Raw genomic sequence first — 24,905 nt, forward strand, 5'->3', positions numbered from 1 at the left:
TTTTAAAAAGGATGTTTTCCATCACGTAAGAGCCATAACCGCGCTGGAAGCTGAATTGACGTTGTTCTTCCGGCTTGATGGCCTGGTCCTTGTTGGTCTTGCTGAACAGCACATCGTAGAACCCCCACTGGGGCGCACTAAGGGCTCCGGGGATACCCATTTCTCCACGCAGGGCGATATCGGCGAGGCGTACAGCTCGGCTGGTGGCATCCCCCGCAGCCCAGGATTTTCGTGAGCCCGCATTGGGAGCATGGCGATAAGTACGCAGTGCCTGGCCATCCACCCAGGCATGGGAGACCGCAGACAACATTTGCTCCCGATTGCCACCCATGAGGTATGAGACCACCGCGGTGGACGCAACTTTGACCAGCAACACATGATCCAGCCCGACACGATTGAAGGAGTTCTCTAGGGCCAGTACGCCCTGAATTTCATGGGCCTTGATCATCGCTTCCAGAACCGCCTTCATGGCCAAGGGCGGCTCACCGTTCGCTACTCGTTTTTGTGAGAGATAATCGGCTACCGCCAGAATGCCGCCCAGGTTATCCGATGGGTGCCCCCACTCTGCAGCGAGCCAGGTATCGTTGTAATCCAGCCAGCGGACCATGCAGCCGATGTCCCAGGCCGCTTTTACGGGATCCAAACGGTACGGGGTGCCGGGAACCCGAGCCCCGTGAGGCACCACAGTGCCCTCCACTATCGGGCCAAGATGCTTGGTGCATTCCGGAAAACGTAGGGCAAGGAACCCGCAACCGAGGGTGTCGAGCAAGCAATAGTGCGCGGTTTGCCAAGCTTCTTCCGATTCGATGCGGTAATCGCGAACGTAGTCAACAATGTCCTGAATAACTTGATCGTAATCGGGTCGCAGATTCTGGTCGGTATTGCTGGCCATGGTAGCAGCCTCCCTGGACAGGTTGGCTTTCAGGGTCTCCCCCTGGATGGCAGAGGGTCAAGCATTGCCGGGGTTAATTGAGCGGCTTTTACAGTTGCAGATCGGGTTCACCCAAGGGCACAGAAAGGCAAAGCCGTAACCCGACAATGGATTTGTCGGATTACGCCTTCAGGCTAATCTGACCTACAGTGGCGTTAGCTGCGATGAGGCACGCCTACATCAGAAGCAGTCTCCGGGAATGCGGACATTGCCTTCCATCAACACACGGGCGCTACGGCTCATGCTGGCTTTGGTGGCCGTCCACTGCCCATCGATCTGTTTGGCACCCGCGCCAACCCGCAGCGTGCCCGACGGATGACCAAAGGTAACGCTGTCGCGCTCGCCGCCGCCGGCAGCCAGGTTCACCAAGGTGCCGGGTACCGCTGAAGCGCTGGCGATGGCAACGGCGGCGGTGCCCATCATGGCGTGGTGCAGCTTGCCCATGGACAACGCTCGCACCAACAGGTCCACATCTTCTTCACCGATTTGCTTGCCGCTGGAGGCGGCGTAGCTCTTGGGCCTGGAGACGAAGGCAATCTTCGGGGTGTGCTGTCGCGCTTCCGCTTCTTCAATGTTGTCGATCAGGCCCATGTGCTTGGCACCGTAGGCTCGGATCGTTTCAAACGTCTGCAGCGCTTCCTTGTTTTCGTTGATGTCACCCTGCAGCTCGGTACCGGTGTAACCAATATCTTCTGCGTTGACGAAAACGGTAGGAATACCGGCATTGATCATGGTGGCCGGGAAAGTACCAACGCCCGGAACCTCCAGTTCATCAACCACATTGCCGGTGGGGAACATGGCGCCCTCCCCGTCGGCCGGGTCCATGAAGTCCACTTTTACTTCGGCGGCCGGAAAGGTTACGCCGTCCAGTTCAAAATCGCCGGTTTCCTGCACTTCACCATTGGTAATGGGAACGTGGGCAATGATGGTTTTCTGGATATTGACCTGCCAGATGCGCACAATCGCAATGCCGTTATCCGGGATACGGTCAGCAGACACCAGGCCGTTATTGATGGCAAAGGCTCCGACGGCGGCGGTCAGGTTGCCACAGTTGCCGCTCCAGTCCACGAAAGACTTATCGATGGAAACCTGCCCAAACAGATAATCCACATCGTGATCGGCCTTTTCACTTTTCGCCAGGATTACTGACTTGCTGGTGCTGGAGGTGGCGCCACCCATGCCATCGGTGTGTTTGCCATAAGGATCGGGGCTACCGATCACCCGGAGCAGAATCTTGTCGCGGGCTTCGCCGGGAACCTGCGCGGCCTCAGGCAGATCCGTCAGGCTAAAGAAAACGCCTTTGCTGGTGCCGCCACGCATATAGGTTGCGGGGATTTTAATTTGTGGGGCGTGAGCCATTGTATTGCTCCCTTTAAAAAACCCCGGCGGTGATACCGGCGGGGCTGGATATTCGCGTGCAAGCACGCTCCTACAGAAATCGGGCGGTAGGCGCTTGCCTGCAAACAAAAGATCGCCTGCAGGCAGGCTCCTACGGTAGTCATTGGTGGGAGCGGAAGTGGTATGTGGGAGCGTGCTTGCACGCGAATATTCGTTTGCAAGCAAACTCCCACAGAGTCTTCTGCTCTAGTCCACTCTTGCACAGGGCGGCTGCTCTATGCCGCCGCCCCAGAGACGCCAGACTTAGCCCGCTTCCGCCATGAACTCGTTGGCGAATTTTTGCAGGATGCCACCGGCGGAATACACGGACACTTCTTCTGCCGTATCCAGGCGACACAGCACCGGGATGCGCTCTACGTCACCGTTGGCACGGTGCATGACCAGTGTGAGCTCAGCCCGCGGAGCCGGGGTGCCTTCCACATCAAACGTTTCCGTACCGTCGATGTTCAAGGTCTTGCGCGTTGTCCCTTCCTCGAACTGCAGGGGCATTACACCCATGCCGATCAGGTTGGTGCGGTGGATACGTTCGAAGCCTTCAGCCACGATGGTTTCCACCCCGGCCAACGCTACACCCTTGGCGGCCCAGTCACGGGACGAGCCCTGACCGTAGTCGGCACCAGCGATAATGATCAGCGGCTGTTTACGCTCCATGTAGGTTTCAATGGCTTCCCACATGCGCTTCACTTCGCCTTCCGGCTCAACCCGGGCCAGAGAGCCCTGGATCACATTGCCCGCTTCATCCTTGACCATTTCGTTGAACAGTTTCGGATTGGCCAGCGTGGCACGCTGGGCAGTCAGGTGATCGCCACGGTGGGTTGCATAGGAGTTGAAGTCTTCTTCCGGCAAACCCATCTTGTCCAGGTACGCCCCTGCCGCACTGTCCAGCAGGATCGCGTTGGACGGCGACAAGTGGTCCGTGGTGATGTTGTCCGGCAGCACAGCCAGTGGACGCATGCCTTTGAGCGCGCGGGCTTCGGCCATGGTCCCTTCCCAGTAAGGCGGGCGGCGAATGTAGGTGGACTGTGGACGCCAATCGTACAGCGGGCTCGCTGCACGTACACCATCGCCTTTTTTCTCGAACATGGGAATGTAGGTCTTGCGGAACTGCTCCGGCTTCACCGCAGATTTAACGATCGCATCGATCTCTTCATCGGACGGCCAGATATCCTTGAGCATGATCGGATTGCCGTCCTGATCGTGGCCCAACACATCCTTCTCGATATCGAAACGAATGGTGCCGGCGATAGCGTAAGCGACTACCAGTGGCGGAGATGCCAGGAACGCCTGCTTGGCGTAGGGGTGAATCCGGCCATCAAAGTTCCGGTTGCCCGACAGCACAGCGGTGGAATACAGATCACGCTCGATCACTTCTTTCTGGATTTCAGGATCCAACGCGCCGGACATGCCGTTACAGGTGGTGCAGGCAAAGGCCACCACATCGAAGCCTAGCTGCTGCAGCTCGGGCAGGAGGCCTGATTCTTCCAGGTACATTTTTACCGTCTTGGAACCGGGCGCCAGAGAGCTCTTAACCCAGGGCTTACGAATCAAGCCCAGCTTGTTGGCGTTACGGGCCAACAGACCCGCACCGATGATATTGCGCGGGTTTGAGGTATTGGTACAGCTGGTAATGGCAGCGATGATCACGGCGCCGTCAGGCATCAGGCCTTCTTCCTCCTTCCATTCCTTGGCAATGCCACGGCTGCCCAGCTCGGAGACCGGCAGCAAAGAGTGAGGATTGGAAGGACCAGCCAGGTTACGACCAACGGATGACAGATCGAACGACAGCACGCGTTCGTATTCCGCTTCTCTCAAACTGTCAGCCCACAGGCCGGTTTCCTTGGCGAACTTTTCTACCAATGCCACCTGATCATCTTCACGGCCGGTGAGGCGCAGGTACTCAATGGTCTGATCATCGATAAAGAACATGCCAGCGGTAGCACCGTATTCCGGTGTCATGTTGGCAATGGTAGCGCGATCGCCAACGGACAAGCTGTCGGCCCCTTCGCCGAAGAATTCCAGGTAGGCACCAACAACACGCTCTTTCCGGAGAAACTCGGTCAATGCCAGCACCAGGTCGGTACCGGTGATACCCGGATGCAGCTTGCCGGTCATCTCCACACCAACGATATCCGGCAGACGCATCATGGACGGGTTACCGAGCATGACATTCTCGGCTTCCAGACCACCCACGCCCACGGAGATAACGCCAAGCGCATCCACCATGGGGGTGTGGCTGTCAGTGCCCACACAGGTATCCGGGAAGGCCACGCCATCGCGCACCTGTACCACCGGAGACATCTTTTCCAGGTTGATCTGGTGCATGATGCCGTTACCCGGGGGGATCACATCCACGTTATCGAAGGCGGTTTTAGTCCAGTTGATAAAATGGAACCGGTCCTCATTGCGGCGCTCTTCCACCGCGCGGTTCTTCTCGAATGCGCCCTCTTCAAAACCGGGATGCTCCACAGCCAGGGAGTGATCCACGATAAGCTGGGTCGGCACCACCGGGTTCACCTGGGACGGATCACCGCCCTTCTCGGCGATGGCATCACGCAGGCCGGCCAGGTCTACCAGCGCGGTCTGGCCGAGAATGTCATGGCAGACAACGCGGGCCGGATACCAGGGAAAGTCCAGGTCGCGTTTGCGTTCGATGAGCTGCTTGAGCGCACCGGTCAAATCCTGAGGTGCACAACGGCGCACCAGCTGCTCTGCCAGAATTCGGGAAGAGTATGGAAGTTTTGCATAGGCCCCAGGCTGGATCGCATCGACCGCCGCGCGGGTGTCGAAATAGTCCAGCTCGGTGCCGGGAAGGGATTTGCGGTATTCGGTGTTCATAGCCTGGGGATCTCTTGTCTGGGTGCTTTAATGTAAGCCGAGGAATAAATACATTGGCGCTGGATGGCAGACGCACAATGCCCGACGGGGTTAGCGTCAGGCATCGAGCGTCAGGCGCTAGGCGTTATCAACCCCGCTCAGCGATCGGCGTTACCGCCCGCAGTTCTTCACCGGTGTAATCCGCGCTCGGACGAATAATGCGGTTGTCTGCACGCTGTTCCATTACGTGGCCGGCCCAACCGGTCAGGCGGCTCATCACGAAAATCGGGGTGAACAGCTTGGTCGGAATGCCCATGAAGAAATAGGCAGACGCATGGAAGAAATCGGCGTTGCAGAACAGTTTCTTCTCGCGCCACATGACTTCTTCACAACGCACGGACACCGGATACAACACGGTATCGCCCACATCCTGGCCCAGCTTTTCGGCCCACTGTTTAATGATGGCGTTGCGCGGATCGGATTCGGTATAGATTGCATGGCCAAAGCCCATGATCTTCTCTTTACGCTCCAGCATGCCCATCATTTCTTTCTCGGCATGATCCGCATCGGTGAATTTTTCGATCATGTCCATGGCCGCTTCGTTGGCGCCACCATGCAGCGGGCCACGCAGGGTACCGATGGCACCGGTGATACAGCTGTGGATGTCAGACAGCGTGGAGGCACACACACGGGCGGTGAACGTAGAGGCGTTGAATTCGTGCTCTGCGTACAGAATCAGCGAAACGTTCATAACACGCTCATGCAGCTCGTTGGGCTTTTCGCCACGCAGCATGTGCAGGAAGTGGGCGCCAATGGAGGCATCGCCAGTGTTTTCGTCAATACGCACACCATCGTGACTGAAGCGATACCAGTAACAGATGATGGACGGGAAACAGGCCAGCATGCGATCGACACAAGCTTCCTGGGTCGGGAAAACCCCCATCGTGCTAGTGTCTTCCTGTTCCAGATTGCCCAGCATGGAACAACCGGTGCGGATCACGTCCATGGGGTGAGCCTCTTTCGGAATCTGCTCCAGAACGGTTTTCAGTTCTGTTGGCAGGCTGCGCAGACCTTGCAGCTTGGTCTTGTAGGCATCCAGTTCGGCCTGAGTCGGCAGCGCGCCCTTGAGAATCAGGTGCGCCACTTCTTCAAATTCACAGTTTTCCGCCAGATCCTTAACGTCGTAACCGCGGTAGGTCAGGCCTGAGCCAGAAACACCTACAGTGGAAAGTGCGGTTTTACCGGCTACCTGGCCACGCAGACCTGCTCCGCCGAGTTTTTTTGCTTCTGCCATGATCTATCTCCTTTCAGGGAATCTCATTATTGCTGTAGGAGGCTGCTTGCAGCCGAACCGTTTTACCCGGCATTCAAGGGGTATGGTTCGCGTGCAAGCACGCTCCTACGGTAATCAGTAAACGATGTTTCAGCCCTTGCCCTTGGCGAAGAGTGCATCCAGTTTCTGCTCGTAATCGTGGTAGTTCAGGAAATCATACAGCTCCATACGTGTCTGCATGATGTCTACCACGTCTTTCTGGTGGCCCTGTTCACGGATGCTCTGGTACACCTGCAGCGCTGCTTTGTTCATGGCACGGAAGGCACTCAGTGGGTACAGGACCATATCGGCGCCGGCCTCGGCCAGCTCTTCGCGGCTGAACAGCGGGGTGGCACCAAATTCGGTAATGTTGGCCAGCAACGGCGCATCGCCCAGGCCTTTCTTGAAGGCTTTGTAATCTTCCAGGGTATGTACCGCTTCTGCGAAGATGCCATCAGCACCAGCATCGATACATGCGCGTGCACGCTCAATCGCTGCTTCCAGACCGTCTTTCTGGAAGGCATCAGTACGGGCAATGATGAAGAAATCATCGTCCGTCTTGCCGTCAACAGCCGCTTTCACCCGGTCGACCATTTCCTCCTGGGAAACGATTTCCTTGTTCGGACGGTGACCGCAGCGCTTCTGGGCAACCTGGTCTTCCAGGTGTACCGCACCCGCGCCAGCCTTGATCATTTCCTTAACGGTGCGGGAAATGTTGAACGCCCCACCCCAGCCAGTATCAATATCCACCAGCAGCGGCGTTTCCACGGCACTGGAGATACGACGCACGTCTTCCAGCACGTCATTCATGCTGGTCATGCCCAGGTCAGGCATGCCGTAGCTGGCATTGGCCACACCACCACCGGACAGGTAGATAGCACGGTAGCCGGTCTGTTCGGCCATCATTGCCGCGTAGGCATTGATGGTACCCATGATTTGAAGGGGCTTTTCTTCCGCGAGCGCTTTACGGAAGCGGGCGCCGGCGGTCAGGTTTGCTGACATGGCGTTCTCCTAGTTATCCGATTTCAGGTTTTCCGCCTTGTGAGCGGCATATTGGGTTTCGATGTTCTTGCGGGCACTACTGATATGGCGGCGCATCAACAGCTCCGCCATCTCGCCATCGCGGGCTTCAATGGCTTCCACGATACGGCGATGTTCGTTAAGGGCTTTTTGCGGGCGATTGGCCACCGAGCTGAACTGATAACGGTACATACGCACCAGATGATAGAGCTCACCAATCAGCATCTGGCTGAGGGTCCCGTTGTGGCTGCCCTGGATAATGCGGTAATGGAAATCCAGGTCGCCCTCTCGCTGGAAATAGGCGGTGTCCTGTTGCAGATCCTGCTGCTGTTCATGCTGGGCCAGCACGTCATTGAGGCCGTTGACTTCCTCCGCTGACATTTGCTCAGCAGCCAACCGCGCCGCCATGCCTTCCAGCGCTTCGCGCACATGGTAGATTTCGATGAGGTCATCGAAGCTCAGGGAGGCAACACGAGTACCCACATGGACAACACGCTCTAACAGCTTGCGGGATTCGAGGCGACGGATGGCTTCGCGGAGCGGGCCGCGGCTGACACCGTAGCGCCCTGCCAGCTCGGTTTCGCTGACTTTGGAGCCGGGCGGAATCTCGCCACGCACAATATCGTCCTGCAAGCGGGCGAAAACCCGGTCAGCCAGGGTACGTGCAGATTCTGGTGCAGTGACAGACATAAAACAGCCCGATTGTTGACAATTTCAACGACCGGGCTGGACTTTACGCCCTAACAATAGGGACTTCAAGGGCAATTGTTGACAATGCCTGACTTAAACCATCAAGGCACCAGTGGATCGCAGCCACCGCCGGGGGCGCCGGCAAAGAACTGCACGGCGCCACGCCCAATGGAAAACAGGAAGGCTTGCTGATCATCGCTAAGCGTTTCACCTTCCGCAAGCGCCTCCCGCCATTCCTTCGACTGGATAACGGGGTAGAAATCATCAACCCAGGCAGCACGGACCTTGTTATCAAAACCGGTAGAATCATTGGGACCGCCTGTACGATACAGCGGATAACAAGCGTCATTCATGTCTACTCGCCCCAGAATAGTGACACCGAAGTTTGCGGCACCACTGTTTTCTGCCCCCGGCGCCAACAGCAAAGTGAGGTTAGCGCTTCTGTTTGAATTATCAGGATCTTCAAGGGTGCGACTCACAAAGCCCACATCCCACTGGTCGCAATTTCCAAGCGGCCCGGCAGTGACCAGACCATTATCCGGATTACCCGCATCACTAACCACCGCGACACAAAACTCCGTGGTATTGTCGACATCGCTTGCCACTCTAGGCATTTCCTCTTCAACAGGAACCAGAATTTCTGTTGGATAGTTTTCGCTTGCACTATCGCCTATTTCAAATTCCTCATTATCTATAGGACGGCATGTAGACCCGGCCTCATCAATATCCTCTTGTAAACATGCCCGCATCAAACGAACAGTGAAGGGACCAGCCGCCGACAGATCATTAATATATGCTTGATCAGGAACGACTTGGGGCACGGTAAGCACTTCCGAAGTGAGAGGCAATTCAACGTCATCGCCGCCCAGCAAGCGGCCTGTCGCCTCACCTTTTTCGGCTTCCTGTAAATCCGGGCTTAATGAGGGATAATCGCGCTGTATATCATTTTTGGTGTCATCTTCAGCCCGGTCGGGCAGAAAAGCACTATAAATTCGCTTATTGAGAAAGCGTCCTTTGAAACTAATCTGTACATCTGCCCCGGCCTCGACCGAGAGAACCTCACCATCCAGTTGCAGTGTTTCATCGACAGTCGCATTTTGCGAAAACGCCACAAGGGTGGTGAGTGTTTCCAGGTCTTCACCCTCACCCTGCGTCTTCACAGCCTTACCCAAGCCCAAAACGCGGCCGTTGGGTAGTATCAAAGGAGGCTCAGCAGTGACTTCCTGCCCATCTACAATGGTCCCATCAGGGAAGCGCAAGTCTATACCCACAATAGAGTCCGGAAGCTGATCACAAAACAGCAGCGAAATTTGGCTTCGGCAGGTATCAAAGCGGTAATTTCCGGCGAAAGAATAACGGTCGGCCTCTAGCACATTTGCCAAGGGAATAGCCGAGCTTGGATTAAGCTGCGCGACACCGCCCGCTACCGCGTCATTCACCTCTGCGAAATAACCGTTACCCTCAGCACCATTCCCCCAAGCTGCCAGAAAATCATTATAATCTTCCAGCTCAAAGGTTTCCTGAAGCGCTGTATCAGTCGACACGTTGCTGTCGCCAACCGCCTGCTCCACTAAAGCTTCAGCCACGTCATGGGCCTCATTCGGAATATTTACAAAAGCCTCATTGGCGGAATCTGTATCCAGCCCTTGAATGAACGCAGCCACATTTCTCACCTGCGCTGACACCGTGGCTGCTTCCCTTCTAGGTGAAATCACCAAATCAGAAACCGTCACTGTATAACTTTCCGCCAAGGCGTCGGCAGGGAACACAAGCTCACCCAAAGAAATATAGTGGCCTTCAAATAACGCATCGCCGACCAAAAACTCTACTCCACTGGTGCCGGCAGGACATAAAGCGTTAAAAGCAGGAATAGTCACTTGCGCACCAGTACTGCTGACGGATTGCTCTTCATCTTGATTGGTGAAATAGACGACATTGCTCCCCGTACAGCTATACCCAAGGTTATGCACCCGCGGCCCAACCAGCTCGACCAGCACCTCACCACGGGTATTAGGCTGACAACCAGCACCGGCCGGGCAACCTGGAATAGTTGCATCAGAGAAATCTTCGCCGCCATTGCAACCGGCCAAACCCATCGATAGTGCTGCCAGAATTAAAATAAATCGCATACGTTATACCTGTGAGCTCGCGATATGGTTGTTAGGCCTGCTATGGTGCAGACAGAACCAGTTCGCCTTCAATTACCTGTTTCAAGCCATCAGAAGCTGGCCGAGCGTCCAAATAAGGAAGAAAAACAATGAGATAGTGTTGACCCTGTTCACGCTCCAAGGTTCCCTGCAGGTACCCGTAACGATACCATGTTTCCGGGTATTTCCTGCTAAACGGCTGATCAATCATCATGACCGGCACGCCTTTTGAATTCAGCCATAACAACTCTGCACCCAAATACCCTTTCTTTCTGATAAAGGATACCAGGGAAACCTCCGACACCTCGTCGGCCGGAGCGAAGGCCACTGCCCGCCATGGCGAATCGCCTTTCAAAACCAGACTTTCACGATCAAACGTCACGACACTCTCTGCGCCTGGCTCCAGAGGCTTGGCCGTCTCAATAAGATGCATACAGCAATCTGCCCGTAATGCTCTGTAGGTCTCCAAAAACGCGTCCTCGGCAACCTCTTCATAAGGAGCAGGAGCGTCCTGAGCGGCTTTACGCTCTGCTTTCATATCCAAAGGACGACTGACTAACTGACCCATTTCATCCACATAGGTAATGAAACGCTCATTCTCTCTTGCCGCCAATTCCTCATCGACTTCTTCACTGGGGCGGTAATCATCAACATCGCTCTGCGAAAACGCTTCGGAGGTCGGGTCGACTTTTGAGGTTACAGCTGCGCTCTGCTGGTAGGCCTCTCGTCCACCATTTTTTGGCGCGGCCTTTGTCTCCGCGCGCCGCATTGTTACCAGATTTCCTTGGGCGTCAGTGTATACGTAAAACCCTTCGCTATTGCTCCTCGTGTTACCAGATTGATTCTGGCAAGCACTCAGCAAAAGCAGCAGAGATAACAGGGCTAATCGTTGCATAGAGTTGCCGGTGGTTATCAGGCTCATCGCCTGCAAACCTCCGCTATAAACATTTCTTACAGCAGATTTTTTGCAAACGAACATTTCTTGCCTACAAACTAGAATTTGGTTCGGAACGCCAAGCCGACGATAGTCACCGTCGCTTCAGTCTTGATGTCCAAACCTGCATACGGGTTGTACACAACATTGTCGATCCCTGTGCAGTTGGCAGCACAACTCGTGTTAGCAGGGATTTCATCTTTGCTGCGCAGCTGGCCGATACCAAGATCGATATCTGTATCTTTATCCCATTTATAACCCAGGCCCAAGCTGTAATAACGTGCTTCATTAATCGGCACCATGGGGCTTCTTCTATCTTCAGGAATTGCTGACGCTCGGGGCTCATAACCTGCCCTTAACTGAATTCGACCGGTCAAATCATATGCTGCACCAAACGCCAGGTTCCACGTGGACTGGAAATTCAGTGGGTAACTTAACTGTGTAGACGTGGAGCCAGGCGAAAACAGTCGTGCCAGACTCAGCACCGCAGAACTACGGTCGAAGACGATATTGAATGCGTCCCACTCTTTGTAGTCCGCCCAAACCGCATCGACATTAAGTTGCAGTCGTTCGGTGGGCTTGAATTTGATACCTGTCTGAAAAGTAGCTGGCATGGTTAAATCCATGCTTACCTTGCCCACTTCCTCTTCAGGAACGTAGGAGGGAATACCCAATACAGCCAAGGCAATGGCACCGGTTGCCGAGCCACCAATACCATTAATGGTGGAGCGCGCGGCGTTGGAATAGGAAATTTTGTAATCCCCTTTCATGTGCGTTTTAGCCTCTGAACGCCACACGGCTCCCCATGCAAAGCGATCATTCGGCTCCCACAACACCCCCAGGTTATAGGACGGACTGAAACGCTGGTCCATGGAGACATCCAGCGAGGCAAGGTTTTTAAACGGCCCAAGGCCTTCCTCAGGGCGACAAATACCAAAAAGGATCAGGTCGAGCGCAATATTTGACTCCCCCTGGAAGGGAGCACAGATACTTTCATCAAGAGTTCGTGCAAACCCCAGCAGTTCGTTAGGCGCTCGGAAATCCTGCTCCAGAGCGATCGCCTGAAAGCTCATGCCGATGGAAGCACCCAGCATAAGCTCATCGTTAACCCGATAGCCCACAGAAGGCGACAGATAGGTGATGCGCTCCAGCGCCATACGCTCACCCATATAGTTACCCACATCATCTTCATCCCGGTAGAACCCAGCTGCCAGCGGCAAATAGGTTGCGGTACCAAAGGTGAATTTAGAGCCAGCTGGTCGAATAGAAAATGAAGGAAGCGGCCCGGCAATAAGCGGCCCAGGCGGCAGATCTACCGTATCATTAATAAACGGCACATACAGAGAAATGCCTTCCACCGTACTGGTTGCAGATTTGAACTCGCGACAGTAATCCACGCCATCATCGGGAGCATCGCTACAGACGATGGGGTCGTCCGAAAACCCAAAAACGTTATATCCTGGCGGCGCTGAAAACTCTGACTCCAGCTGAAAATCCGCACCCACGAACTGCAACTCCACACGGCGACCATCCAGCTTCGCCAAGCCAGCCGGATTGAAGTGAATGGCCATAATCCCGGGAGGATCAGCGGTAACCGCATGCCCCATACTCATTGCTCTCACATCAAGAGCGATGTTGTTAGCAAGCTGGGCATGAGTCAGCCCCACCGCCAAACTGGCAATCAGGCCAAGCAGTTTCACGCCAAGCTGCTTATTGTTCTTTTTCATGGCATACCCCTTCCGACTGCTTGTAACGGCTTAAGCACCTGGCTTCAGGCCTGAGAAATCGATCGGCATAGAAATGCCAAGCAGCACATCTGGGGAGTCTTCGGTTAAACCAAAGCCAAAACTCAAGTTCACAATGCGGTTGCTGGAAGTACGCAAGCCCAGTGACGTATTCACGACACTGGATGTGGAATCTTCTGACTGAGCGGAATAACTTTCGAAAATAAAATTGGTATCGAAATTATACGATTGCTGATAACTCGCGCTCAGGGACACCTCATATGAAAGCGCATACGCAAAGCCCATGGAGAAATTCAGGCTATCGCCCGGCTGCACTTCGCGCAGAATCTGGTTTCCTCGCAGCTGATTCAACCCGGTGGCGTCAAACGCGTAGGTGTACCCTACAGAGCCGAAAAGCACGACTGGATCAATAACTTTACTCGCGCTGACGCCAGCACCCAAAGAGTAATACCCCGAGCCACTCGACACCTCTTCACGCGTATTAATGTCGTAGGGGCTATCCCCTGTTGGCGTACTCAACGTGGTATACAAAGTGGTATTCATTGCGCCTGGTTTTACCGGAAAGGGCTGATAACGCAAGCTGAATGAAACATCGCCCAGCGCCGCTTGAGAGACATCTTTCTGGGTATCGTATTTATAGGAGACAGGCAGGCGCGTGTTAAACGTCAGGTTATTCCAGATACCGTAATCAAGGGAAAGAGACGACGAAAAAGCGTGCTGTGCATCCTGCTCGACCCGGAACCGGCTAATGCTGCCTGAATTTTCATCAATCGCGATATCAATACGATCATCACGATAATAATTGTAATTGGCAGAGAAATTGAGCGACATCTGGCCACTTGGCAAAAGCGAGTATTGTTTTTCCGCTGCCTGGAACACCTCTTCCAGGTTTTTTTCCTGCGTGACATCATCTTCTTGGGTCTGCAAGGCATCACGTGCTTCTTCCACGCTATCTGCCGCCCAGGCAACATGCTGCAACAACATGAAAGCAGCAGTTGCTGCAACCTTCCCAGACATCATTTTCATGCAAGCCTTCCTTTGTTCTGGTTGTTATTAGCCACTGCAGGCTTTATTTGTGGAAGTAGGTTCGCGTCGGCACGTTAATTACGCGTTTGCTACCGTCGTCTTCTGTGATCTGCACTCTCTCGAGAGTACTGGCCTTGTCTGCCCAGTTTTCTATTGGCGCAGTAAACACTGGAAACACTTCGAATGCCCAACGGTTAATGGTTCGTTCATCCATCAGGCGCAGATCATAATCCGTTAACTGGAGCCCATCCTGAGGCTCAAAACCGTTCGGGAACACGATAAAGAGTACGTTTTGATCCCAGACTTCCTGAAACTTTGTCTCACTGAAACTGATATTCCCCAAAGCAGGATCGGCAACATAGACATGGCCATTCTGATACTTCTTAAGCACAACGAAATGCTTAAACCCACCATAAGCGATCGGAACAATAGCGGGGTGATCCAGCGTCTTAATATCTGACATTTCGGCTCTAAACCCCCCACTAGGGTGGCCCAGTGCTGTCGCCAGACGCTTCATATCAAGAAGGGAAAATCCTCGGCGCTCGACAATCTTATCCGTTTCACCAAATCGCAACAGCCCTTCCATGATCTGGCGCTCCTGGAACTGGCGTCCAAGATACTGATTAAGCACCGTCGTAAGGGCTGCAGAGCCACAGGAATAGTCATACGCCTGGCGCGTAACATTGTGATAACGGAACTCCGATACCGGTTTAACCACGATATCCCGTTCACGTAATGGCACTGGTGTCGTCGGGTGTTCGTAGTAGACCTCCCCTTTCTCGGGGGGTTCGATCACAACAGACTCATTGGCTGCAAAAAATATCAGCGCCACACCCAGCATGGAAGTCAGCATCTATGGCATCCAGCATTATTGTTATTGTTTGTGTCAAATATGGTCAGACATGTTAACCACGTCACCCAGCACAGGCAACCATGTTAATTCGCCGAAGAAGCAAAGTTGCAAGCTTAGCGGTCATTCCAAGTGCTCACCACCATCGCAACGTATAAAATCAACAGGTTACAAACCGCCCAAGAACATAAAGACTTCACCCACACTCCCTTCCCCATTGGCAACTTACATTAGGCTACACGGAAAGGTCATACCCATAGCGCTCAGCAGCCGCTTTGAATTGTGGCAATACAGGCTCCAGCCATGGAGCGTAATGCCTCCAGCGGCCAACTGAATCGGTGTAAATTTTCTGGGTCACCCCGCCATAGCTGGGCGTGGCCAGGGTTTTTCTTTGTTTCGCATGCAGGTCAAAATCCAGAACAGCGTCATCCCACGGTAGACCGAGGAAAGACAGTATCTTTTTTGCCTCTGCACCCAAGTCCGCCACCACATCCTCATAGCGAATTGTGTGCATACGCTCGGACAAGGCAAAGACATCCTCATATTGCCAAAGCAAGCTCATGACATTTCTGTAAAATGTCGCCGCCGCCTCCAGATCCACAAAATTGGCCATGGACTCATTCATCTGAAAGGACTGCATGTAACCACTAAGCACGCTGTCGCAAGGGTGGCGTACGGCAACAATAAATTTGGCCTTCGGAAACAAGCGAAGAATCAAGCCGATTTCCACTGAATTCAGCGGCATTTTATCGATTAGCAATTTCCGCTTGTCTCGCCGCAGCCGCTCGCTTACCACCTGAAAATAGGTGCTACGAAGCGCTTTAATCTGGCTTTCTGGCAAATTGCTCATATAGCGAAAACCGGCAAGCCATTGCTCTTTCCAGCCCTGGGACTCATTCATGGCACCATCCTTTATGGCCGAAGCATTTAGCCATGGGATCAACGCCTGCATCACTCTCGCTGTCGTTGGTGGCTCTTCCAGCGCCTGAATGCCTGCATGAGCGTCCAGCACCTGCTCCAGCAATGTGGTTCCCGAGCGAGGAAAGCCAACCAGAAATACTGGCTCATTATCCGTAAAATAATGCTCCCATTGCGCGACCCACTCCTTGTCGTAAAGCGAGCGATACACCTCAATCCGCCTTCGCAGCGGATTCTCGGCAATATTTTGGGTCTTGGCCAGGATGCTGTTGGCACGCTTGAAGGCGGCAAACGCCTCCTCATAACGGCCCAATGCATCCAGTGCCTTGCCCACTACTTTCCAGGCACTGGCCACGTATTGATCCTCTGGCAAGGATTGCAGCACTGGCTCGATGGTCTCAATCACCGCTTGGCGGTCCTTGAGTTGCAGCAATACCGTCGCCCTGAGATACCAATGCCGCGAATTCCCTGACACCGCTTCCAGCTCAGCCTGGTGATCCAGCGCCTGCATCGCCTCCTCCGGTCTCAGCAAACGCTCAAGCGCTTCCGCTTTGGCCAGCCAAACCCAGGCCATGGAAGCCGGCGACAATTTCTCGATCTTGTTAAGTGCCACCAAGGCATCCGACCAGCGCGCCGAAGCACGAAACAGCTTGTAACGCAGCTCCCAACCCTGCCATTCGCCGCTCCTGTGTTTTATCACACGGTCAACCAAGGGCTTAACCAAACTGGCGCTATCCTTTGCGAGTGCCACATCCAATACGGTGTGCAGGCAGCCATAATCCCAAACGCCTTTTCCCGCCAAGGCTGTCAGCAGCTCAACGGCCCTCACAAGCTGCCCAGCCCGGCAGAGCTGTGCAACCTGCCCGCGTAACTGTTCTACCGTTATCCTTTTCTGCATTCAACGACGCCTATAGATCAGCCTTCTTCGAAACAAAAAAATACCCGGGCAAGCCCGGGTATTTTTCAACTCGCAACCGAAGTTGCAGCCATTATTAGTGACCAGAGATAGCCACCGTAGTACCAGCAAGGTCAAGACCGGTCAGGTACACGTTCCCCAGAGGATTCTCCCCCGGTTGCCCCACGCCGTTATCACCCAAAGTTAGGCGAGAAATATCCACACCCACATTGGTAGCACCGTCACCCACGGTCAGCAGAAGACCGGCGGCATTCAGGTTAGCAGTAGTGACATTGGTGCCTGCACCAGCCCCAAGATCCAAGTTGGTAACCGCAATTGTTTCTGCACCAATCCAGCCAGCATTACTGGTGCCACCAAACAACTGCACATCGCTCAGTTCCACCCCTACAACACCGGTCAGTTCCAAGAAGTTGGAGGAGCCAGCAGCTGGAGTGCCTGCATCAGGACCCAATTGCATAATCAGATCGGAGGCCGCCAGCGTCACTGTGCCTACGGACAGCACTGTAGTGGAATCGCCAATCAAGCCAAGACGACCCGCATCGGCAGATTCCCCAGCAGTTGCGGAAGAGCCTTGAACACCGATTTCCAAGTTGGTCAGCGTAATATCATTCGGAATGCCAATGGCAACCTGAAGCACACCAGTGTTAGCACCAGCTGCACCGCCAGTACTACCAGCATCAATATCAATGGTAACGTTGTTCAGGTTAACGCCCAAACCCTCAATCGTCATGAAACCAGCAGGACCAGTGCCATCAAGACCATCGGTATCTTCAATCCACACATCAGTGCTGATGCTACCATTGATTTCCATGCTGATACCGTCCTGACCAGTCACGCTGGACAGGGCTTCATCCTGCATCGGCTCGAGAGCCAGGGCGCTCATCGGCGCGACGGCTACGGCAGCAGCCAGAGCAAGTTTCTTGAAATTCATATTGTTCTCCTCGTGTGCACAACGTTGTTGTAATGCTTATGTGCGCCCCAGTCTTCGCAGAGCACGTAGTTACGTTAACACAACAGTTACAAAAACAAATATGCTCGTTACAAAATGGTTTTTGCCCCAGAGCGATACCTATCTCTTTGTAATTGTTGAGCTTTATTTTTTTGGTACATCCGTAACAAGTTTTCGCCCCGTAAGCCTCAGCACCCTTTTCAGTGGAACTGTTACCTTGAGTAACAGGATTGGGCATCGTTGCGTTACAGGGTTAGACTAGCCAACCCATTTTACTCTGGCCGGCCATGACTTTCCGTTGCGTTTTTCAATCTGAGGGCGAACTACGCTGGCTCGGCGAGCCAGATGCGGTGCTGCGCGCGCGCTCTCGGGCTGAGCTGCAGCAGTTACAGGCCAGTGTGGAGCAAGCGCTGGCGGGGGATTTTTGCTTCGCTGCTGGCATCCTGCCCTATGAGGCCGGTGCCCAATTGCAGGGATTAACGGCTGCGCCCTACTCGGCATGGGTCTACCTGTATAAGGATGCGCCCGGCAGAAACGAACCGGGTGATCCCCGGGCAACAGAAACAAAGCCAGCCAGCTTTGCTCTGACATCCGCGTTTCAGCCCGAACAAACGCGCAATGACTATCTGGACAGCCTTGCCAGGATCCGTGATTACCTGCGTGCGGGAGACTGTTACCAGGTCAATCTTGCCCAACGTTTTTCGACCCGCTTCAGGGGCTCCACCCTGGAAGCCTGGCTGGCATTGCAACAGGCCCACCCTGCTCCGCACAGCTGCTTCTTCAAGAACGAGGATGGAAGCAGTGTATTCGGGGTCTCTCCGGAACGGTTTCTCTCCATCAGGAATCGGCAGGTAATTACGGAACCGATCAAGGGCTCCCGGCCACGAGGGCGCACCCCCAAAGAGGATGATTTTTTGGCCGACGAGTTGCAGGCCAACCCCAAGGATCAGGCCGAGAACCTGATGATTGTGGACTTGCTGCGCAATGATCTGGGCATCAGCTGTGAATCCGGCAGCATCCAGGCATCCCCGCTTTTCGAACTGCGCCGGTTCAGTAATGTGCAACATCTGGTGAGCACCATCACTGGCACCCTGAAGGCTGATGTCACTCCGCTTCAGGCCTTGTTCAGCGCCTTTCCGGGGGGATCGATTACTGGGGCACCCAAAAAACGAGCCATGGAAATCATCGCCGAGCTGGAGCCGGTGCCCCGCGGGGCCTATTGTGGCAGCTTCTTCTGGATGGATGACCAAGGGAACCTGGACAGCAATATCCTGATTCGCACCCTGCAAACCGAGGGCGACAATCTCTATTGCCACGGCGGAGGCGGCATTGTGTTCGATTCCGAGCCGGAAGCGGAATATGAGGAAAGCTGCTTCAAAGTCGCCAAATTGATGGGGGCGCTGGAGGAGCGCTTCCTCTCATTGTAGGAGCTTGCTTGCAAGCGAACCCGCACCTGCCTTAACGAAGAGCATTCGCTTGCAAGCAAGCTCCTACAGCATTTGTCTGGACCCACCGGCACGCAGAATAGCGCCAGTCCCGCCCCAACACTGAACCTCGCATGTCAACCTTGCACCATGAAACCTTACTATCAAGGCAAAGCATTGCGACATGGCCGTTATAGCGCTGCTGGCAATGTGTATATGATTACTGCCGTAACAGCGTGTCGCCACCCTGTATTTGCTGATTTTCTGCACGGACGGAGTGCCATCAAAGCCATCCGCGATAGCGACAGGCGGGGCTTCTCGACGACCTATGCGTTTGTGGTGATGCCCGACCATCTTCATTGGCTGTTTCAGCTTGAAGCAGAAGAAACGTTATCCAGGGTCGTACAGCGAGTTAAGTCTCAGACGACACGAGAAATCCGGCGACAACCAGGCACAGTGGTTCAGGTCTGGCAGGCGGGTTTCCATGATCATGCCATGCGGGATGAAGACAGCCTGATTCAGGCAGCCCGCTATATCGTGGCTAATCCGTTAAGGGTCGGGCTATGTCGCAGTGTTCGTGATTATCCGCATTGGGATTGTATTTGGATGTAGCAGGCTCGCGTGCAAGCACGCTCCTACATTATGCCATTCTGTAGGAGGCTGCTTGCAGGCGAACCGGGTTGGCAGATCAAGGCCGATGTTCGCTTGCAAGCATACCCGTGGGACACAGAGCGCTCCTACAGGGTGCTGGCTACAGCGGAATATCGCGCTCGCTGGCTTTGATGATCTCTTTCTTGAGGTCAGCGTAGCTGTGCACCGCCGGGAACTGCGGAAACTCGGCGATCACGTTGTCTGGGGCATGGAACAGGATGCCCTGCTCGGCTTCACCCAGCATGGTGGTGTCGTTATAGGAATCACCGGCGGAAATGACCCGGTAGTTCAGGCTGTGGAACGCAATAACCGAGGCCCGCTTCGGGTCTTTCTGGCGCAGTTTGTAGTCGGTGATCCGACCTTTCTCGTCCACTTCCAGGCGATGACAGAACAGGGTCGGCCATCCCAGCTTCTTCATCAGCGGCTTGGCGAACTCGTAGAACGTGTCGGAAAGAATGATCAGCTGGAAGTTCTCACGGGCCCACTCTACGAATTCCTTGGCTCCGTCCATCGGGTCCAGGGTATCGATGACCGCCTGAATGTCGGGCAGGCCGTAGCCATGCTCATCCAGGATTTTCAGGCGCATGCGCATGAGCTCGTCGTAGTCCGGAATATCCCGGGTGGTGGCACGCAGTTCATCGATGCCGGTTTTTTCAGCGAAGTTGATCCAGATTTCAGGGATCAGCACCCCTTCCAGGTCCAGGCACAACAATTCCACGGTGTTTCCCCTTTGGGTTGATAAGGCGCGCACAATGTAGCGGCGCCCCGGGGGCTTTGCAACGGGTGAGCCATTAGGCGGGGGCGTTTGCAGCAAAATGCTTACGGATAATTTTGTGTAGGAGGCTGCTTGCAGGCGAACGGTGCAAGGGTTCGCTTGCAAGCAAGCTCCTACAGTAACGGCCTGCTAGCGGATGGGTAGCTCAATGCCTTCGAACAAGGCCTCCCGCTCTTCCCGGTTGGCTGCCTTGATGGCTGCATCTACTCGTTCACGGGTGAGGTGAGGGGCAAAGGCCTCCAGAAAGTCATACATGAAGCCGCGCAGGAAGGTGCCTTTGCGAAAGCCAATGCGCGTGGTGCTGGATTCGAACAGGTGGCTGGCATCCAGCGCCACCAGGCCCTTGTCTTCCACTGCATCCACCGCCATGTGGGCGATGATTCCCACGCCCATGCCCAGGCGGACATAGGTTTTTATCACATCGGCATCTGCCGCGGTGAATACCACTTTCGGGTCCAGACCTTTGTCCACGAAGGCATCATCCAGTTTGCTGCGCCCGGTGAACCCGAATACATAGGTAACGATGGGGTATTCAGCCAGCGCTTCCAGCGTCAGCGGGTTTACGCCGGTGAGCGGATGCCCTTCCGGTACCACCACGGTCCGGTTCCAGCGGTAACAGGGCATCATGATCAGATCGGAAAACAGATCCAGAGCCTCGGTGGCAATAGCAAAATCCACACTGCCGTTGGCTGCCATCTCGGAGATCTGCATGGGCGTGCCCTGGTGCATATGCAGTGACACATCCGGAAAAAGCCCAGTGAACTGGTGGATCACCGGCGGCAAGGCATAGCGCGCCTGGGTATGGGTGGTCGCAATACTGAGTTCGCCACGGGATTCATCCCGGAACTCCTGGGAGACGCGGCGAATGGATTCGGTTTGCTGCAGGATTTCACCGGCAATCTGCAGGATAGCCTGCCCGGCTGGGGTGATATGGGTAAGGTGCTTGCCGCTACGAGCAAAAACCTCTACCCCCAGCTCGTCTTCGAGCATGCGGATCTGTTTGCTGATGCCCGGCTGCGAGGTATAGAGCGCCGCTGCGGTGGCTGACACATTCAGGTCGTGGCGGGCCACTTCCCAGATGTAGCGTAATTGCTGCAGTTTCATTCCTGCCTCCGCATTGAAGCCGTAATCGGTTATAAGAATATAATCGATTATTCATTCAACGCATAGATCACCGCGCCTGGTGCTGCGCCGTGAATTCGGTGAAGTGACGGCACAAAGGAAAGCGCCCTTTTCAGCGACAAGCCATTGTTACACCAAACATGCAACTTTGCTCAAACCGGTGTCGAGTCTTTCTTTTTATTAGAAATGCCATGGGGGACATGGCCGGCTGCCACATGCTCGGCTGCAGACTCACAATGACCCTGTTGATCATCGAAGAACACATCCGCCCCAAAGGCACGCAGGAACTCTCCTTTGGATAACCCGCCCAGAAACAGGCTTTCGTCCAGGCGAATGTCCCAGTCCCGCAGGGTACGCACCACTCGCTCGTGGGCAGGAGCCCCCCGTGCGGTCACCAGGGCGGTACGGATTGGACAATCCGCCACCGGGAAGCTGTTCTGCAACTGATGCAACGCCGCCAGAAACGGCTTGAAAGGGCCGCCATCCAACGGCTGCCTGGCGGACTGGCGCTCATTCTCGGTGAATGCCTCGAGGCCATCGTTCTGGAAAATCTGTTCCGACTCATCGGAAAACAACACCGCATCACCATCAAAAGCAATGCGCAAGATGCCATCCGGTCGCTGACACTGGCCACCGGACAGGATCGTCGCCGCCGCATAGCCCGCCTCCAGCACCTGCTGCACATCCCCCGGGTCCGTGGATAAAAACAGGTGCGCGCCAAACGCTGATACATAGCGGTGTGGGCTCTCACCACTGGCAAACGCCGCACGTGTAATAGGCAGCCCATAATGGTCTATGGAGTTAAACACCCGCAGCCCGGTATCCGAGCTGTTGCGCGACAGAAGAATGACTTCGACTCGTCCTTTGCCCTGCTCAAGATCGTTAATCGCCAGAAGCTTCTGCACCAGCGGAAAAGCATCCCCCGGTTCCAGCAAATCATCCTCGTGCTGAACCTGGTAGTCCTGAAAGGCTTCCAGCCCCTCTTCCAGATAAACCCGGTGACTGTCGGAAAGATTGAACAAGGCCCGTGAGCTGATCGCGATGACTAACTTGCCATCGAAAGTTACCGGCATAATTCCCGTCTCGATCATGGTTGATGATGCTCAGTATCCAGCCCCACTGCTAAAACCGCAACGCCATGCTGATACGCGGGATGATTGGCGCTCAACACCTGACAGAAAACCACGCGCCAGATAAAAGGTGGTAGCGAACCGAGGGGGGAGCTGCCCCGTCCCTCCCCTACTTGCCCGGCACGTCCGGCATCTCATAATTGATCAATGGTTGTTCAACGTTCATATGTGGCATAAAGTTGCAACGGCAAGTGCGTTGATCTGGGCCAGCGCTCATCCCGAGCCCGTTGGCCATTAACGAAATAATCCGTAGGGGAAAGGGAGTCATCCATGGCTGCTAGCAAGGTGAAAGATACCGTCGAGGAACTTCAGGCTCAGATTCGCAAGCTGGCTGAGCGCTTCGACAAGGAACGTGAGAAGCAGATCGCACAGTTGGAAAAGCAACTGGATAAAGTGCGAGACAGCCTCAACCAGCAACTGAAGCGCCAGCGCGAATATTTCGCCAAGCTGGAAAAGCTCCAGGCCGAATACCGTGAAAAGGCCACCAGCACCGTAAAACGTCAGCTTGACCGCGCCCGCAAAACGGCAGACGAAACCCGCAAACAGGTGGATGATTCCGAAGCCCGCAAGCGCATTCTGGAAACCGAGGTCAAGGTTCTTAAGGCCACCGCCAAGCAGGCCCACAGCCTGGCACGCGTGATCGGCCAGTACGAAAAGGACCTGGAAAAGCGCGCCAAGGAAATCGAGCGCAAGGTAGCGCCAAAGAAAGCGGCGAGCAAAAAAGCCCCGGCCAAGAAAAAGGCCGCAGCCAAGAAAGCGCCCGCTAAAAAAGCCGCTACCAAGAAGGCACCGGCCAAGAAGAAAGCTACCGCCAAGAAAGCAGCAGCAAAGAAGGCTCCCGCTAAAAAGGCGGCGGCGAAGAAAGCACCAGCTAAAAAGGCGCCTGACGCGTCTTGATTCTGGGCTCCATAAAAAAACCGCCTTCATGGCGGTTTTTTTTATGGCTGTTCACAGCCAGGAAATCGGTACCTTCCGAACCTCACCGCATCCGGACACAGATTTCACCTGGTGCCCGGCGTTCCGAGCAATGGCTCCATCCCCGCCAGATAGCGAATCTGATGTTGATCGGTGTCACCGACCAGTTCGCGCAGATTTGAATAGGTCCGCAACCCGATTCGGTAGGCCTGCCCTGCCCGCTGGCAACTTACCACTTCAGCAGAAACCCGTCGCAGGATCATGCCAGGCGAATAAAGATCAAGCTGCAGAATGCTGCCATTACTGAACTTGATTGGGGAGGTCAGGCCGATACCGTAGCGGTTATAATCAAGCGCCTTGGCCCGGGCCATGAAGCGCCACCCGCCAAACAGCCGGTGGCGATAGATGTCGATACGCATTTGCGTGTTGATTCGTGCCAGCTTGCGGCGGTTTGCGCCGCGCGTTTCCCTGCTATCCATCATCGAACCGTATAAGCATGTTGTCGAAGTAATTGACCACCGCCTTCCTGGCGTTGGTATCCATGGCTGTCAGGCCTTTGTGTGTTGCCGTGGCTGCAGCTTTACATATTGTAACACGAGCAGCGGACACAAGGGCACGGTTTACCCTGCCCAGCTGCAGACAGGAAACGGAATTATCCATAAAGTTTACCACTGCGCCCTCATTGATCGCCTGCATGACACCCAATAATGCCTCTATCTGCCCGTCGCCTTGCTGATACTCAAGAAACACCATGGACGCTTTTTCCGCCACAGCCGGATCCAACGGGTACGCCGCGTAAACCCTGCCTTTTAAGGTCTTTCTCAGGCTCCGGAAATAGCCGGCCAACGCTTGCTGTTCTGCTACCGTGGTATTGCGAATCAGCCGTCCGACCAGGCTGTCGGCAGCCCGGTTAATCACCCTCATTGCCCCCAAAATCAGACGGGCCGCCGCGCCCTGTGTATTTGCGGCTTCGATGGGCCCCTTGAAGTAAACGGTTAACACAACATCAACAAACTCGGTGACCAGTAGCTCCAGCTCCGCAACATGGGAGGCTCCCGGCTCCCTCTCACATTGGTTCAGATACGCATCAAGGGCATCGCGCAGTGGCGCCGGGGCGGGAAAGGCGACGTGCAGGGTATTTTCATCCATACTTGAGAGACCGTATTAACAAAAACGTCGGGGGCGCCTGAATACGCCTTTGTGCTTGGACCTGAAACACAACTGTCAGCAATCACGAG

21 protein-coding genes are annotated in these 24,905 nt (G+C 54.7%); 3 read left to right on the plus strand and 18 right to left on the minus strand.

Annotated elements, in window-relative coordinates; translation table 11 throughout:
- From prpD to COA55_RS12105, 13 genes are all read right to left on the minus strand, one after another.
- The coding region (gene prpD / locus COA55_RS12045; protein ID WP_290502374.1) for a 2-methylcitrate dehydratase at nt 1-892 on the minus strand (892 nt) is incomplete at its 3' end.
- Nucleotides 893-1,111: 219 nt separating this feature from the next.
- A complete protein-coding gene (prpF, locus tag COA55_RS12050; RefSeq protein WP_290502375.1) occupies nt 1,112-2,290 on the minus strand; it encodes a 2-methylaconitate cis-trans isomerase PrpF in 1,179 nt (392 codons plus the stop codon).
- 282 nt (nt 2,291-2,572) lie between these two features.
- On the minus strand, nt 2,573-5,164 hold the full coding sequence (gene acnD / locus COA55_RS12055; RefSeq protein ID WP_290502376.1) for a Fe/S-dependent 2-methylisocitrate dehydratase AcnD: 2,592 nt from the start codon (nt 5,162-5,164) through the stop codon (nt 2,573-2,575).
- Between the two features lie 127 nt (nt 5,165-5,291).
- Nucleotides 5,292-6,437, minus strand: a complete 1,146-nt coding sequence (prpC, locus tag COA55_RS12060) for a 2-methylcitrate synthase (RefSeq protein ID WP_063518586.1) — start codon at nt 6,435-6,437, stop codon at nt 5,292-5,294.
- A gap of 129 nt (nt 6,438-6,566) precedes the next feature.
- Entirely contained in the window at nt 6,567-7,457 is an 891-nt protein-coding gene (prpB, locus tag COA55_RS12065) for a methylisocitrate lyase (RefSeq protein ID WP_290502377.1), read from the minus strand.
- Between the two features lie 9 nt (nt 7,458-7,466).
- Nucleotides 7,467-8,165, minus strand: coding sequence for a GntR family transcriptional regulator (locus COA55_RS12070; protein WP_290502378.1), 699 nt, complete (start codon nt 8,163-8,165; stop codon nt 7,467-7,469).
- Between the two features lie 101 nt (nt 8,166-8,266).
- Nucleotides 8,267-10,294, minus strand: a complete 2,028-nt coding sequence (locus COA55_RS12075) for a hypothetical protein (protein WP_156496646.1) — start codon at nt 10,292-10,294, stop codon at nt 8,267-8,269.
- 40 nt (nt 10,295-10,334) lie between these two features.
- Entirely contained in the window at nt 10,335-11,234 is a 900-nt protein-coding gene (locus COA55_RS12080; RefSeq protein ID WP_156496647.1) for a hypothetical protein, read from the minus strand.
- 71 nt (nt 11,235-11,305) lie between these two features.
- A complete protein-coding gene (locus COA55_RS12085; RefSeq protein WP_063518591.1) occupies nt 11,306-12,973 on the minus strand; it encodes an outer membrane protein transport protein in 1,668 nt (555 codons plus the stop codon).
- A gap of 30 nt (nt 12,974-13,003) precedes the next feature.
- Nucleotides 13,004-14,017, minus strand: coding sequence for a flagellar protein FilC (locus COA55_RS12090; protein WP_082872420.1), 1,014 nt, complete (start codon nt 14,015-14,017; stop codon nt 13,004-13,006).
- A 43-nt stretch (nt 14,018-14,060) separates the two neighbouring features.
- Complete coding sequence (locus COA55_RS12095) at nt 14,061-14,870, minus strand: C39 family peptidase (RefSeq protein ID WP_290502379.1); 810 nt, start codon at nt 14,868-14,870, stop codon at nt 14,061-14,063.
- Nucleotides 14,871-15,102: 232 nt separating this feature from the next.
- Nucleotides 15,103-16,683, minus strand: coding sequence for a sulfotransferase (locus COA55_RS12100; RefSeq protein ID WP_290502380.1), 1,581 nt, complete (start codon nt 16,681-16,683; stop codon nt 15,103-15,105).
- A gap of 94 nt (nt 16,684-16,777) precedes the next feature.
- Nucleotides 16,778-17,632 (minus strand): DUF6160 family protein, encoded by an 855-nt coding sequence (locus COA55_RS12105; RefSeq protein WP_290502381.1) that lies wholly within the window; start codon nt 17,630-17,632, stop codon nt 16,778-16,780.
- 305 nt (nt 17,633-17,937) lie between these two features.
- Here COA55_RS12105 and COA55_RS12110 point away from each other — a divergent pair, with 305 nt between their 5' ends.
- On the plus strand, nt 17,938-19,077 hold the full coding sequence (locus COA55_RS12110; RefSeq protein ID WP_290502382.1) for an anthranilate synthase component I family protein: 1,140 nt from the start codon (nt 17,938-17,940) through the stop codon (nt 19,075-19,077).
- A gap of 147 nt (nt 19,078-19,224) precedes the next feature.
- Entirely contained in the window at nt 19,225-19,686 is a 462-nt protein-coding gene (locus COA55_RS12115; protein ID WP_290502383.1) for a transposase, read from the plus strand.
- A 139-nt stretch (nt 19,687-19,825) separates the two neighbouring features.
- Here the strand turns inward: COA55_RS12115 and thrH are convergent, their stop codons facing one another.
- The 3 genes from thrH to COA55_RS12130 form a co-directional block, all read right to left on the minus strand.
- Nucleotides 19,826-20,443 (minus strand): bifunctional phosphoserine phosphatase/homoserine phosphotransferase ThrH, encoded by a 618-nt coding sequence (thrH, locus tag COA55_RS12120; RefSeq protein ID WP_290502384.1) that lies wholly within the window; start codon nt 20,441-20,443, stop codon nt 19,826-19,828.
- Nucleotides 20,444-20,629: 186 nt separating this feature from the next.
- Entirely contained in the window at nt 20,630-21,604 is a 975-nt protein-coding gene (gene cysB, locus COA55_RS12125; protein ID WP_290502385.1) for an HTH-type transcriptional regulator CysB, read from the minus strand.
- Between the two features lie 170 nt (nt 21,605-21,774).
- A complete protein-coding gene (locus COA55_RS12130) occupies nt 21,775-22,695 on the minus strand; it encodes a 5'-nucleotidase (RefSeq protein ID WP_290502441.1) in 921 nt (306 codons plus the stop codon).
- A gap of 327 nt (nt 22,696-23,022) precedes the next feature.
- On the opposite strand from COA55_RS12130, the gene COA55_RS12135 reads away from it, so the two are divergent.
- Nucleotides 23,023-23,649, plus strand: coding sequence for a hypothetical protein (locus COA55_RS12135; protein WP_063518598.1), 627 nt, complete (start codon nt 23,023-23,025; stop codon nt 23,647-23,649).
- A gap of 104 nt (nt 23,650-23,753) precedes the next feature.
- Here COA55_RS12135 and COA55_RS12140 read toward each other — a convergent pair whose 3' ends face one another.
- On the minus strand, nt 23,754-24,146 hold the full coding sequence (locus COA55_RS12140) for a PilZ domain-containing protein (protein ID WP_290502386.1): 393 nt from the start codon (nt 24,144-24,146) through the stop codon (nt 23,754-23,756).
- Nucleotides 24,139-24,816, minus strand: a complete 678-nt coding sequence (locus COA55_RS12145) for a hypothetical protein (RefSeq protein ID WP_290502387.1) — start codon at nt 24,814-24,816, stop codon at nt 24,139-24,141. The genes COA55_RS12140 and COA55_RS12145 overlap by 8 nt, the downstream gene beginning before the upstream one ends.
- Nucleotides 24,817-24,905: the final 89 nt, after the last annotated feature.

Source organism: Alcanivorax sp., from assembly GCF_002733835.1.
Taxonomy (GTDB): domain Bacteria; phylum Pseudomonadota; class Gammaproteobacteria; order Pseudomonadales; family Alcanivoracaceae; genus Alcanivorax.